The organism is Luteimonas notoginsengisoli (genome assembly GCF_042648885.1).
Taxonomy (GTDB): domain Bacteria; phylum Pseudomonadota; class Gammaproteobacteria; order Xanthomonadales; family Xanthomonadaceae; genus Luteimonas; species Luteimonas notoginsengisoli.
Genome location: NZ_JBHRYF010000001.1, coordinates 295690 through 308637, shown reverse-complemented (window position 1 = coordinate 308637; position 12948 = coordinate 295690). Strand labels below are relative to the sequence as shown.

The following is a 12948-nucleotide window of genomic DNA, read 5'->3' as shown; positions in this document are numbered from 1 at the left end:
TCGTGCGGTGAGCCGCGTCGTCGTCGTCGGCTCGTTCAATGTCGACCATGTCTGGGCGACGGCGACGCTGCCCAATCCGGGAGAGACGCTTGCCGGGCGCTACAGCACCGGGCCCGGCGGCAAGGGCTTCAACCAGGCGGTCGCCTGCGCCCGCGCAGGGGCGGACACCTGCTTCGTCTGCGCGCTCGGCGACGATCCGGGCGGTGACCTGGCGCGTTCGCTCGCCGCAGACGACGGGATCGACCTGCGCGCGCTGCGATGCGACGCGCCGACCGGGACCGCCGGCATCTATGTCGACGGCGAAGGCCGCAACAGCATCGTGATCGGAGCCGGTGCCAACGGCGAGCTGTCGACCCCGCATGTCGAGGGCCAGACCGATGTCCTTGGCCGCGCCGCCGTGGTGCTTGCGCAACTCGAATCCCCGTGCGAGGCGGTCATCGCCGCGTTGCGCGCCGGGCGGGCGCAGGGGGCCACCACGATGCTCAATCCCGCCCCGGCCAACGCCGCGACCACGCGCGAGCTGCTGGCGTTGGCCGACATCATCACGCCCAACGAAACCGAGTTCGCGGGCATGGTCACCCGCCACGTCGGTGAACGCATCGACGGCGACGCCATCGCCGCGCTGGACCAGGCTCGCCTGCACGCGCTGTGCCGCGAACTGCTGCCGGCCGGCACCGTGGTCGTGACCCTCGGCGCCAGCGGTTGCTTCGTGTCGCATGCCGAGGAGGCGCGACGCGGCGACGACAAGGCCTTCCATCGCCTTGCCGCCGAACAGGTGCGCCCCATCGACACCACCGGCGCCGGCGATGCGTTCAACGGCGCCCTGGCCGCAGCGCTGGCGCGCGCGCCCGACGCGGCGTTCGCCGCGCACCTCCGGTTCGCTTCGCGCTATGCCGCGCTGTCCACGGAACATGAAGGCGCGGCGCTGGCGATGCCGCGCCACGGCGACGTCATCGCCCGGTTCGGGTCCTAGGACCGGCTGCCGCGCCACGCTCCACTCGCCGGAGCGACCTGCGGCGTACAAGCTCCTGCAGGATCGGTCCCGATTGTCGTTTCATCACCGGTCCGGCTTGCCGTCGCGGCTCGCGGCGGAACCTGCTCCCCGCGGGGGTGCGGGTCGGCGCCGGTACAATGGCCGCATGCGCATCGGCCGCCACGACATCGCACCGAACGTGATCCTTGCGCCCATGGCGGGGGTCACGGACAAGCCGTTCCGGCTGCTGTGCAAGCGGCTGGGCGCGGGACTGGCGATGTCGGAGATGACCACCAGCGATCCGCGCTTCTGGCACACCGAGAAATCGCTGCGACGGATGGACCACATCGACGAGCCGGACCCGGTGGGCGTCCAGATCGCGGGCACCGTGCCGGAGATCATGGCCGATGCGGCGCGCCACAACGTCGACCACGGCGCCCAGGTCATCGACATCAACATGGGCTGCCCGGCGAAGAAGGTGTGCAACGCATGGGCGGGCTCGGCGCTGATGCGTGACGAGGAGTTGGTCGCCCGCATCTGCAACGCGGTGGTGAGCGCGGTGGAAGTCCCGGTGACGCTGAAGATCCGCACCGGATGGGACGCCACGCACCGCAACGCGCCCGCCATCGCGCGCATCGCGCAGGACTGCGGCATCGCGGCGCTCGCGGTGCATGGCCGCACCCGCGACCAGCAGTACACCGGCCTGGCCGAGTACGACACCATCGCCGAGATCAAGTCGCGACTGGCGATCCCGGTGATCGCCAACGGCGACATCGATTCTCCGCAGCGCGCCGCGTTCGTGCTGCGCCATACCGGCGCCGACGCGGTGATGGTCGGGCGCGCGGCGCAGGGGCGACCGTGGATCTTCGGCGAGATCGCGCACTACCTGGCCACCGGCGAACTGCTGCCGCCGCCGTCACTGGCCGCGATCCGCGACATCCTGCTCGGCCACCTGCAGGCGCTGCACGACTTCTACGGCGAACCGGCCGGCGTGCGCATCGCGCGCAAGCACCTGGGCTGGTACGCGAAGGACCGGCCGGAGAACGGGCCGTTCCGCGCCGTGGTCAACCGTGCCGAAACCGCGGCGATGCAGGTCGCACTGACCCGCGACTATTTCGATGCATTGATCGCCGGCGAACCGCTGTCGCGGGCAGCCTGAAGGCGCCGCGCCGCGCCACGCGCAGCGCTTGAGGCTGCATCGCCGGCAAAGCGGTCGCAGCAACTGCATCGAGGGCGTCTCGCCGGGGCTGGATCGCCCCCGAGTGCTGGATCGCGCCGTGCGCCGGGTGGCAGACTCGACGCTGACAGCGCTACCGGGAGGGCGCCATGAGCGAGAACTTCGGCGCCATCGCCCGTCGCCCCGAGGGATACGCAGCCGCCCGCTTTCCGGATAAAGTCCACCGGTCATTCGCAGGGAAGCGCCACCATGATCGATCCAGGTCCGATCGCATCGAAGGCCGGCAACCGGCGCCCGATCGCCGCGCGCAGCAACGCGCTGGTCCAGCGCTTCAGCGCATGGCTCGCACGCGCCGGCGTGTCGCCCAATGCGATCTCGGTCGCAAGCATCGTATTCGCAGCGCTCGGCGCCGCGGCGCTGCTCCGGCTCGATCCGCCGTGGGGCGCGTGGTTGTGCGCACTGGCCATCGTGCTGCGACTGCTGTGCAACTTGTTCGACGGCCTGGTCGCCGTTGAACACGGCCGCAAGACGCCGACCGGCGTGCTCTACAACGAGGTCCCCGACCGCATTGCCGACAGCCTGTTCCTGGTGGCGCTCGGCCATGCGGCCGGACTGCCCTGGTGCGGCTGGCTGGCCGCCCTGCTCGCGGCACTGACCGCCTACATCCGGACGCTCGGCGGCACGGTGCTGCCATCGCAGGATTTCCGCGGCCCGATGGCCAAGCCGCACCGGATGTGGCTGATGGTCACCGCCTGCGTGCTGGCGCCGCTCGAGGTCGCGCTCGCCGGAACGGGCTATGTGCTGCGCGTGGCGGTGCTGGTGATCGCCGCGGGCTCGGCGTTGACCTGCTGGACGCGGCTGCGCGCGATCGCGCGGCAGTTGCGGGAGGGCGCGTGATCGATCGCGCCGCGGCGGCGGCGCTGGTCGGCACCACCCGCCTGCTGGTCGGCGCGCGCGCCCAGTGGCGAGCGGCCCCGCCTGCCGGTCAATGCCTGTACTTCGCCAACCACAGCAGCCACTTGGACACGATGGCGATCTGGTCGGCGCTGTCCCCGGCGCAGCGCGCGCGCACGCGCCCGGTCGCGGCTCGGGACTATTGGGCCAAGCCGGGCCTGCGCAGCTACGTCGCGGGTAGCGTGCTGCGCGCCGTGCTCATCGAACGCCGCCGAGAAGAACGCGACGGCGACCCGCTCGAACCGGCGATCGAGGCGCTGCAGGGCGGCGATTCCCTGATCCTGTTCCCCGAGGGCACTCGCACCGCCGAACGCTTGCCGCAGCGGTTCCGCGGCGGCCTGTTCCGGCTCGCGGACGTTTTCCCGCAGCTTCACCTGGTTCCCGCCTACCTCGACACCCTGCATCGCAGCATGCCCAAGGGCGCGCACATCCCGCTGCCGCTGTACTGCAACGTGCGTTTCGGCGAGGCGCTGCCGCGCATCAACGGTGAAGCGCGCGACCGATTCCTCGAACGCGCGCGCGATGCGGTGGTGGCGCTGGCATGAACGCACAACACAAGCTGCTCTGGGTCTTCGGCGGCATCATCGCCCTGCTTGCGCTGGCCTCGCTGGTCGGCTGGGTCCTGCAGCAGCGCAAGGGCCGAACCGAGGTCGTGGCCAACCTCAATGCCCGCGTGCGCGCGTGGTGGGGCATGGTCGCGGTGCTGGCGGTGTGCTTCTGGCTGGGTCCGGTGGCGAACCTGGTGGTGTTCGCGTTCATCTCGTTCTTCGCCCTGCGCGAGTTCATCACCCTCACGCCGACACGGCCCGGCGACCACCTGCCGCTGGTGGTCGCGTTCTACGTGCTGATCCCGGTGCAGTACTGGCTGATCGGCGACCACTGGTACGGCCTGTTCGCGATCTTCATCCCGGTCTACGCCTTCCTCGCGCTGCCGGCGCTGGCGGTGCTGGGCGGCGACACCAGCGATTTCCTCGAGCGCACCACCAAGATCCAGTGGGGCGTGATGATCGCGATCTACTGCATCAGCCATGCGCCGGCGCTATTGATCCTCGAACTGCGCGGTTACGAAGGCCAGGGCCCGCTGCTGTTGCTGTACCTGATGCTGGTGGTGCAGATCAGCGACGTGATGCAGTACGTGTTCGGCAAGCTGTTCGGCAAGCGCAAGCTCGCACCCACGGTCAGCCCTTCTAAGACGGTCGAAGGCCTGGTCGGCGGCGGGCTGGCCGCGGTCGCGATCGGCACCGCGCTGTGGTGGATCACGCCGTTCACGCCGCTGCAGTCGACGTTGATGTCGGCGCTGATCGTGGTCTGCGGCGTGTTCGGTGGCCTGGCGCTGTCGGCGGTCAAGCGCAGCCTCGGCGCCAAGGACTGGGGCCACATGATCGAAGGCCACGGCGGCATGATGGACCGGATGGACTCGGTGGTGTTCGCCGCGCCGATCTTCTTCCACATCACCCGGTATTTCTTCTCGGGTTGAATGGCCGGCGCCTTCTGGGCGGCGGCTCCGGTCGCGAGCTCCCTCGTGGGGACCAATCGGGGCTCGCGACTGAAAGCAGCCCCGGCAAGAGCCGGTCGTTCCGTGCAGCGCAGCGACCTCCTGATCGCCTGGATGCGTACGTCGGCCTCGCGCACGGCTGCGGGCGAAGCGCCGACGGGATCAGGGCTGGTTCCAGATCCTGTGCCAGGTCGCCCGCCACATCGGGCCGAAGTCGCGATGCGGATCGAGCTTGCGCGGCGGCGCGATTGCCTGCCAACCATCGCCCCCGCGTTGCGCCACGGCGTAGCTGAAGAAGTAGTCAGGTTCGGTTCCCATGCGCAGGTCGCTGAGGACCAGTTCGCCGTCGACTATCCGGGTGCGCATGAAGCCATGGTTGAACCAGGCCAGCTCCCGCACGGCGGCGATGTCGCGGGCTTCGGCAAGCGCCTGGCTGTTGGACGGATAGCCGCGGAACGCCATCGGCTGCCTGTCGGCCACCACCGACCTGAATCCCTCGACGTACCCGTTCGGCGTCATCGCCACCACCCGCCACAGCAGCGTGTTGAGCGGCATCGGCACCGAGAAGCGCGGCGCATCGCCCAGGCCCATCGCCGCGAGCGCGCGATCGGCTTGGCGATCGACGAGATGCTTGGCGACCAGCGACCAACCCAGGTAGCCCACACCCATCGCGATGCCTGCGGCCAGCGCATGTCGCCCGACCCGCTCTCGCGCGAACCACGCGACCACGAATGCCGCCAGCCACGGCAGCAGGAACAGCGGATCGATGATGAACAGGCTCGACCACATCAGCGGCCGCATCGGCAGCGGCCAGAACAGCTGGGTCCCGTAGACGGTGAACGCATCGAGCAACGGATGCGACATCAGGGTGACGAAGATCACCCAGAACCAGCGCGCGGGCGCTTCGGCCACGCGCCCGCCACGGCGCCTGAACCCCGCCCACAACGCCCACGCGATAAGCGGCAGCACCAGCCACGAATGCGTCGCCGCACGATGCCAGGTCAGCCGCACCACGGGGTCGTCGCACAGTGCCAACGGCAGCACGTCGAGGTCGGGCAAGGTGTTGAGGGCCATGCCCGCGAGCAGCGCCGCTCGCCGATGCGCGCGCGGCGCGATCGCCGCTGCGATGGCGCCGCCGTAGAACAGGTGGGTGATCGAATCCATCGAAGGATGCTAGCAGCCGCGGTTGCCCTTGCACTGCACGCCAACCGGCGTTGCCAAAGCGTCATCGCGCCGGTCCGATGCTGCAGGATCGGGCCGCACGCGGGGGAGCATCCTCGATCACGCCCCGTGTCATCTGCGCTGCATTTCAGTTGCAGCTGGCGCAGCGCATCGACGAAGGCGAACCCGCGCAGGTGCTTGCTCCCGGCCAGGAAGCTGTCGATGGCATCGAAGCGCGAGTATCGGCCACCATGCGCAACCGCGGTGGAGCGACACGGCCGCGCCAGCCGCGGAACCCGTCCGCAACGCGCTGCCGAAGATGTCGTTGGAGTTCGAGCAGGAGCTAGGTCCGGCCTACCCGATTGACTGGCACGTTGCGCCGGCTGCGCGACAGGCGTATGGCGCATTTGTGGCACGGCGGTGACAGGGGGAACCCCGCTGGGATCCGGATCGTTCCGATTAACCCCGGCCCAACCTGCCCGGCGGCACAATGCACGCCTGGCTGCGCCCGTGTATCATGCGCACCCATCTTTCCATCCGAATCAAGGGATATAAGGCCGATGTCCAGCTACCTCTTCACCTCCGAATCGGTCTCCGAAGGCCATCCGGACAAGGTTGCCGACCAGATTTCCGACGCCGTGCTGGACGCGATCCTGACCCAGGACAAGCGCGCCCGCGTGGCCTGCGAAACGATGGTCAAGACCGGCGTGGCGATCGTCGCCGGCGAGGTCACCACCTCGGCCTGGATCGACCTGGAGGCGCTGACCCGCAAGGTGATCCTGGACATCGGTTACGACTCCTCCGAAGTCGGCTTCGACGGCGCCACTTGCGGCGTGCTGAACCTGATCGGCAAGCAGTCGCCCGACATCGCCGCCGGCGTCGACGGCACCCGCAAGAAGCAGAAGAAGCCGGAAGAGCAGGGTGCGGGCGACCAGGGCCTGATGTTCGGCTACGCCTGCAACGAGGCGCCCGAGTTCATGCCGGCGCCGATCTACTACTCGCACCGCCTGGTCGAGCAGCAGGCCAAGGTGCGCAAGAACGGCAAGCTCAAGTGGCTGCGCCCGGACGCGAAGTCGCAGGTCACCCTGCGCTACGACAGCGCCGACAAGATCGTCGGCCTCGACGCGGTGGTGCTGTCGACCCAGCACGACCCGGGCATCAAGCAGAAGGACCTGGTCGAGGGCGTGTACGAGCACATCCTCAAGCCGGTGCTGCCCAAAGCGATGCTCGAGAAGTTGCCCAGGAACAAGGTGCACATCAACCCGACCGGGATCTTCGTGATCGGCGGCCCGGTGGGCGACTGCGGCCTGACCGGACGCAAGATCATCGTCGACACCTACGGCGGCATGGCCCGCCACGGCGGCGGCGCGTTCTCGGGCAAGGATCCGTCGAAGGTCGACCGCTCGGCCGCGTACGCCGCGCGCTACGTCGCCAAGAACATCGTCGCCGCCGGCATCGCCGACAAGTGCGAAGTGCAGGTGTCATACGCGATCGGCGTGGCAGAGCCGACCTCGATCTCGGTCACTACCTTCGGTACCGGCAAGGTCAGCGACGACAAGATCGAGAAGCTGATCCGCGCCCACTTCGACCTGCGGCCGTACGGCATCGTCAAGATGCTCGACCTGATCCACCCGGTCTACCAGGCCACTGCCGCTTACGGCCACTTCGGCCGAAAGCCGAAGGACGTGGTCTACACCGACGCCGCCGGCAAGTCGCACAAGGCAACCGCGTTCTCGTGGGAGAAGACCGACAAGGCCGAGGAACTGCGCAAGGCGGCCGGGCTGAAGTAGCCCACGCCAGCCGGCCCTTTCGCACAGGGACATGACAACGGGCCGCCAGCGGCCCGTTGTCGTTTTTCGCCGCCAGCGGCGGAGGGGATTCGGAACGCAGCCCGGTGCGCGGATGCGGGTGGCTCCACCCTCCCCAGGCTCCCTTATTTCAAGAAGGCAGGCAAGGCAACGCACCTCTGGTTGCCTCTCCTCACTGGCGGGAGGCACCGAGTGAAAGCCGAGCTCGCTGCTGCGACGCCGCTCCATGCGCAGTTCTTGCCGCCTCGCATTTCCATGGCGGTAGACCGCACCCGCATCACCAATACCGATTACCCTCCTCCCCCCAGCTTGCCGCCTTCCCATGGATACGCCCGATCCCAACCTGCCCGAACGCCTGCGCGCTGCGCTCGAAGTGCTCGAGTCCGTCGCCGCCGATCACTCGCTGCTCGACGCGTTGCCAGCCGACGAGCGCAAGCGCCTGCACCGGGCCGTGGCGGCGGTCTACCATCCCGACCCCCATGCGCGCCGGCAGCGACTGAAGACGCGCGAACGCGAGCGCAATGCCGAGAACATCCGCCGCGCCGAAGCCGTGCTCGACCAGACCGGGATCCGCGCCCTGCGCCGCAAGCCGGTGTTCACCACGCCTAACTATTTCGTCCCCGGCAGTTCCGCGTCGCCTGCCCTGGCGCACGGCGACGCCGGCAGCGCCGCGACGCCGGAAACGCCCGGTTTCCAGGATTCCCCCGAACTGCGCCACTGCTACGTCTGCAAGCAGAAGTACACCCGCGTCCACCACTTCTACGACCAGCTGTGCCCGTCCTGCGCGGAATTCAATTTCGCCAAGCGCACCGAGCTTGCGGACCTCCGCGGCCGCGTCGCGCTGCTCACCGGCGGCCGCGTCAAGATCGGCTACCAGGCCGGGCTGAAGCTGCTGCGCGCCGGCGCGCACCTGATCGTGACCACGCGCTTCCCGCGCGATTCCGCCGCGCGCTACGCGCAGGAACCGGACTTCGCGCAATGGAGCGATCGGCTCGAGGTGTTCGGCCTCGACCTGCGGCACACGCCGAGCGTCGAAGCGTTCTGTCGCGAGTTGTCGGCCCGGCTCCCGCGGCTGGATTTCATCATCAACAATGCCTGCCAGACCGTGCGTCGGCCGCCCGAGTTCTACGCGCACATGATGGAGGCCGAAACCGCGGCACTGCACGACGCGCCCGAAGCGGTGCGCAAGCTGCTGGGCAGTTACGAGGGCCTGCGCGGCTACGACATGCTTCCGGACGGCGGGCTTCCGGACGGCGGCCTTCCCGAAATCCGCCCCGGGCAAGGCGACGCCGCGACGATGCAGGTCGCGATCGGCCAGGGCATTTCCCGAACAGCCGGACTCACGCGCCCGGCCGAGCTGTCGCAGGTGCCGTTGCTGGCCGAGGAATTGCTCGGGCAGAAACACCTGTTCCCCGAAGGTCGCCTCGACCAGGACCTGCAGCAGGTCGACCTGCGCGGTCGCAACTCGTGGCGTCTGCTGATGGCCGAAGTGCCGTCGGTGGAGCTGCTGGAGACGCAGCTGGTCAACGCGATCGCGCCGTTCATCATCAACGCGCGGCTGAAGCCGCTGATGCTGCGCATGGACAACCGCGACAAGCACATCGTCAACGTGTCGGCGGTCGAGGGCCAGTTCTACCGCAACTTCAAGACCACCCGCCATCCGCACACCAACATGGCCAAGGCCGCGCTCAACATGATGACCCGCACCGCCGCGGCCGATTACCACGGCGACGGCATCCACATGAACAGCGTCGACACCGGCTGGGTCACCGACGAGGATCCGGCCGAACTCGCCGCGCGCAAGGTCGTCGAGGAACGCTTCCACCCGCCGCTGGACATCGTCGACGGCGCGGCGCGGATCGTCGACCCGATCATCGCCGGCCTGAATACGGGTGAGCATGTCTGGGGACAGTTCCTCAAGGACTACAAACCCACCGACTGGTGATCCGGCGCGGCGGAAGGCCCGCCCGCCTGAGCGGGGCCTGACGCGCCCCGCGGCAGCCGCTTGGCCGGGCATCGCTTCATCGCGAAGAAGCCATATAATCAAGTCCCTCTGCCGAGGGGCGCTGCATGCCGTCCGTCCACTGCGACGTGAAGAGGCTCAGGCTCGGCGAGCTGACATAGCGACAACGGCGCCCGTTCAATGCGAGTCCACCCATCGTGGCCGGGACTCACAAACAACGGAGCGACACCATGAACGCAGTGACCAAGCCTGTTGCCAGGCAATTCTCGACCGACGGCGACTACAAGATCGCCGACATCACCCTGGCCGACTGGGGCCGCAAGGAACTCGACATCGCCGAGCACGAGATGCCGGGCCTGATGTCGATCCGCCGCAAGTACGCCGCGCAGGCGCCGCTCAAGGGCGTGCGCGTGACCGGCTCGCTGCACATGACCATCCAGACCGCGGTGCTGATCGAGACGCTGAAGGACATCGGCGCCGACGTGCGCTGGGCCTCGTGCAACATCTTCTCGACCCAGGACCACGCCGCCGCGGCGATCGCCGCCACCGGCACGCCGGTGTTCGCCTGGAAGGGCGAGACGCTGGAGGAATACTGGGACTGCACGCTCGAAGCGCTGTCGTTCCCCGATGGCAAGGGCGGCTTCCTCGGCCCGCAACTGGTGGTCGACGATGGCGGCGACGTGACGCTGCTGATCCACAAAGGGTACGAGCTCGAACAGGGCGACCGCAGCTGGGTCGACAGCCCCGGCGCGAGCCACGAGGAGCAGGTGATCAAGAACCTGCTCAAGCGCGTCGCAACCGAGCGCCCGGGCTTCTGGACCATCGTGGTCCGCGACTGGAAGGGCGTCTCGGAAGAGACCACCACCGGCGTGCATCGCCTGTACCAGCTGGCCGAAGCGGGCAAGCTGCTGATCCCGGCGATCAACGTCAACGACTCTGTCACCAAGAGCAAGTTCGACAACCTGTACGGCTGTCGCGAATCGCTGGCCGACGGCCTGAAGCGCGCGATGGATGTGATGCTGGCCGGCAAGGTCGCGGTGGTCTGCGGCTACGGCGACGTCGGCAAGGGCTGCGCGCACTCGCTGCGTGCCTATGGCTCGCGCGTGGTGGTCACCGAGATCGACCCGATCAACGCCCTGCAGGCGGCGATGGAAGGCTTCGAGGTCAACACGGTCGAAAGCACGCTGGGCCGCGGCGACATCTACGTCACCACGACCGGCAACAAGGACGTGCTGACCCTCGAACACCTCAAGGGCATGAAGGACCAGGCGATCGTCTGCAACATCGGCCACTTCGACAACGAGATCCAGGTCGACGCGCTCAATGCGATGGCCGGCGTCCAGAAGATCAACATCAAGCCGCAGGTCGACAAGTACGTGTTCGCCGACGGCCACGCGCTGTTCCTGCTGGCCGAAGGCCGCCTGGTCAACCTGGGCTGCGCCACCGGCCATCCGAGCTTCGTGATGTCGAACTCGTTCTCCAACCAGACGCTCGCACAGATCGAACTGTGGGCGAACAAGGACGAGTACGAGAACAAGGTCTACATCCTGCCCAAGAAGCTCGACGAGGAAGTCGCGCGCCTGCACCTGGAGAAGATCGGCGTGAAGCTGACCACGCTGACCGGCGAACAGGCCGCCTACCTCGGCGTGCCGGTGGAAGGGCCGTACAAGCCGGAGCACTATCGCTACTGATCGGCTGCGGACATCCGCACGAAGAACGGGCGCCCAGGGCGCCCGCTTTTTTGCCATTGCGTTGGCCCGCCTTCCCGACGGCTGGTTGAGAGGGACCCCACTCCGACCCCAGTAGAGGAATCGGGCTCCGCCGGACTCAGGGCCGCCAGTTGGCGTTGTTTTCCCAGAACGCGACGCTGCGCCGGTAGGCCTCGTGGTCCAGCGGCACGCCCGAGCCGCCTTCCCCGACACCCAGAGCGTTGCGCATCATGGTGATCGGCGCCATTGGAATCTCTTCCGGCCCGGCGGTGTACAGGCAGCCCACCACGCCCCAGTCGACGTCGATGGACGTGCCCTCCTTCGCCAGCTGCTCGCGGCTGTAGACGATCACCACCAAGTAGCCGGCCACCGGCGGCTGCACGCCCTCGAACCACCGCACCAGCACCGGCAGCTCGTCGCGCGAGCGCGCTTCGTAAGCCGAGCGCAGCAGGTGCCGGTTGTCGTCGGTGACTGGCATCGTCAGGCAGCGGGTGGGCGTCCAGTTGCGGTGCACGTGCAGCTTGCAGAACGGCGCGTAGCCATCGAGGAGCTTCAGTGGCGACACGTCGTTGAGGTGACGCTCGAAGTCGCCCGGCGTGCAGTCGAGGATGGTGTTGGATCGTGGTTCGGCCGGGAACAGGCGCCTGCGGGCGAAGGGCGTGAGGACGATCGACATCGCGGCATCCGGCATGGGAAACGAAGAGAGTCTAGCCAACAGGCGGCAGCCAAGTGCACGGACGCGACATTCCGCGGCCGGCGACGGGTCCGGCGGCCGTTGAGTCAGTCGAATACGTTTTTACATTCATCGCGATAAAGAGATATTATTCGAATCCCTGCCGCGCAGACTAGTCCCCGATGATTCCGATTTCCTTCGAGTTCTATCCGCCGAAGACCGACGAACAGCGCACGCAGCTCGACCGCACCGCGCAGAAACTCAAGGCGCACGCGCCCGAGTACGTGTCGTGCACCTTCGGTGCCGGCGGATCGACGCTGGACTACACGCCGGAAACCATCGACCGACTGCAAGGTCACCACGGCCTCGACGCCGCGCCCCACATTTCCTGCGTCGGCGGTACGCGGTCAGAACTGGCGGCGTTGCTGCAGCGCTACCGCTCCATGGGCTGCCGGCGCCTCGTCGCCCTGCGCGGCGACCTGCCGTCCGGGATGGGACATCCCGGCGAGTTCCGCTACGCCAGCGACCTGGTCGCCTTCATCCGCAGCGAGCACGCCGACTACTTCCACATCGAGGTCGGCTGCTATCCCGAGATCCACCCGCAGGCCGAGCACGCGCTGGCCGACCTGAAGCACTTCAAGGCCAAGGTCGACGCCGGCGCCGACGGCGCGATTACCCAGTACTTCTACAACGCGGACGCCTATTTTCGTTTCGTGGACGACATACGCGCCCTGGGCGTCGACATCCCGGTGGTGCCGGGGATCATGCCCATCTCCAACTTCGCCCAGCTGCGCCGGTTCTCCGAGGCCTGCGGCGCCGAGATCCCGCGCTGGGTCGGCAAGCGCATGCAGGCCTTCGGCGACGATGCCGACGCGATCCGCGAGTTCGCCGCCGACCTGGTGGCGCGGATGTGCGAACGACTGGTCGACGGTGGCGCCCCCGCGCTGCACTTCTACACGCTCAATCTGTCGAAACCGACCCTGAACCTGTTGCAGAACCTGCGCTGAACTTCGCCGCGGTTAAGCCCGGACCGGC

Annotated in this window: 11 protein-coding genes and 1 riboswitch; of the genes, 9 read left to right on the top strand and 2 right to left on the bottom strand. The window is 68.1% G+C overall.

Annotated features, from left to right (window positions below; all coding sequences use genetic code 11):
- The first annotated feature begins 7 nt into the window (after positions 1-7).
- The 5 genes from ACFOM9_RS01365 to ACFOM9_RS01345 all read left to right on the top strand — a co-directional run bounded on the left by ACFOM9_RS01365 (position 8) and on the right by ACFOM9_RS01345 (position 4581).
- The gene (locus ACFOM9_RS01365) at positions 8-973 is read left to right on the top strand and encodes a ribokinase (protein WP_386705436.1); all 966 of its coding nucleotides are present in this window, start codon (positions 8-10) and stop codon (positions 971-973) included.
- A 166-nt stretch (positions 974-1139) separates the two neighbouring features.
- Positions 1140-2132: a tRNA dihydrouridine synthase DusB gene (gene dusB / locus ACFOM9_RS01360; protein WP_386705435.1), complete on the top strand. Its 993-nt coding sequence runs from the start codon at positions 1140-1142 to the stop codon at positions 2130-2132.
- 267 nt (positions 2133-2399) lie between these two features.
- Positions 2400-3047 carry a CDP-alcohol phosphatidyltransferase family protein gene (locus ACFOM9_RS01355; protein ID WP_386705434.1) on the top strand — a complete coding sequence of 216 codons (648 nt, stop codon included), beginning with the start codon at positions 2400-2402 and terminating at the stop codon, positions 3045-3047.
- Complete coding sequence (locus tag ACFOM9_RS01350; protein ID WP_386705433.1) at positions 3044-3649, top strand: lysophospholipid acyltransferase family protein; 606 nt, start codon at positions 3044-3046, stop codon at positions 3647-3649. The genes ACFOM9_RS01355 and ACFOM9_RS01350 overlap by 4 nt, the downstream gene beginning before the upstream one ends.
- Positions 3646-4581 (top strand): phosphatidate cytidylyltransferase, encoded by a 936-nt coding sequence (locus ACFOM9_RS01345; RefSeq protein WP_386705432.1) that lies wholly within the window; start codon positions 3646-3648, stop codon positions 4579-4581. Before ACFOM9_RS01350 ends, ACFOM9_RS01345 begins: the two co-directional genes overlap by 4 nt.
- A 180-nt stretch (positions 4582-4761) precedes the next feature.
- Here ACFOM9_RS01345 and ACFOM9_RS01340 read toward each other — a convergent pair whose 3' ends face one another.
- Positions 4762-5763, bottom strand: coding sequence for a metal-dependent hydrolase (locus ACFOM9_RS01340; RefSeq protein WP_386705431.1), 1002 nt, complete (start codon positions 5761-5763; stop codon positions 4762-4764).
- 557 nt (positions 5764-6320) lie between these two features.
- Here ACFOM9_RS01340 and metK point away from each other — a divergent pair.
- From metK to ahcY, 3 genes are all read left to right on the top strand, one after another.
- Positions 6321-7550, top strand: coding sequence for a methionine adenosyltransferase (metK, locus tag ACFOM9_RS01335; RefSeq protein WP_386705430.1), 1230 nt, complete (start codon positions 6321-6323; stop codon positions 7548-7550).
- Positions 7551-7890: 340 nt separating this feature from the next.
- The gene (locus ACFOM9_RS01330; protein ID WP_386705429.1) at positions 7891-9513 is read left to right on the top strand and encodes an SDR family NAD(P)-dependent oxidoreductase; all 1623 of its coding nucleotides are present in this window, start codon (positions 7891-7893) and stop codon (positions 9511-9513) included.
- Between the two features lie 107 nt (positions 9514-9620).
- A riboswitch (S-adenosyl-L-homocysteine riboswitch) is annotated at positions 9621-9713 on the top strand.
- A 48-nt stretch (positions 9714-9761) separates the two neighbouring features.
- Entirely contained in the window at positions 9762-11222 is a 1461-nt protein-coding gene (ahcY, locus tag ACFOM9_RS01325; RefSeq protein WP_386705428.1) for an adenosylhomocysteinase, read from the top strand.
- A gap of 136 nt (positions 11223-11358) precedes the next feature.
- Here the strand turns inward: ahcY and ACFOM9_RS01320 are convergent, their stop codons facing one another.
- Positions 11359-11916: a DUF3228 family protein gene (locus ACFOM9_RS01320; protein ID WP_386705427.1), complete on the bottom strand. Its 558-nt coding sequence runs from the start codon at positions 11914-11916 to the stop codon at positions 11359-11361.
- Between the two features lie 179 nt (positions 11917-12095).
- On the opposite strand from ACFOM9_RS01320, the gene metF reads away from it, so the two are divergent.
- Entirely contained in the window at positions 12096-12920 is an 825-nt protein-coding gene (metF, locus tag ACFOM9_RS01315) for a methylenetetrahydrofolate reductase [NAD(P)H] (protein WP_386705426.1), read from the top strand.
- The last annotated feature ends 28 nt before the right edge of the window (positions 12921-12948 follow it).

Excerpts from the sequence above, each read along its gene's own strand:
- dusB (WP_386705435.1), top strand. The coding sequence starts at position 1,140 with ATGCGCATCGGCCGCCACGACATCGCACCGAACGTGATCCTTGCGCCC.
- ACFOM9_RS01355 (WP_386705434.1), top strand. The coding sequence starts at position 2,400 with ATGATCGATCCAGGTCCGATCGCATCGAAGGCCGGCAACCGGCGCCCG.
- ACFOM9_RS01345 (WP_386705432.1), top strand. The coding sequence starts at position 3,646 with ATGAACGCACAACACAAGCTGCTCTGGGTCTTCGGCGGCATCATCGCC.
- ACFOM9_RS01340 (WP_386705431.1), bottom strand. The coding sequence starts at position 5,763 with ATGGATTCGATCACCCACCTGTTCTACGGCGGCGCCATCGCAGCGGCG.
- metK (WP_386705430.1), top strand. The coding sequence starts at position 6,321 with ATGTCCAGCTACCTCTTCACCTCCGAATCGGTCTCCGAAGGCCATCCG.
- ACFOM9_RS01330 (WP_386705429.1), top strand. The coding sequence starts at position 7,891 with ATGGATACGCCCGATCCCAACCTGCCCGAACGCCTGCGCGCTGCGCTC.
- ahcY (WP_386705428.1), top strand. The coding sequence starts at position 9,762 with ATGAACGCAGTGACCAAGCCTGTTGCCAGGCAATTCTCGACCGACGGC.
- ACFOM9_RS01320 (WP_386705427.1), bottom strand. The coding sequence starts at position 11,916 with ATGTCGATCGTCCTCACGCCCTTCGCCCGCAGGCGCCTGTTCCCGGCC.
- metF (WP_386705426.1), top strand. The coding sequence starts at position 12,096 with ATGATTCCGATTTCCTTCGAGTTCTATCCGCCGAAGACCGACGAACAG.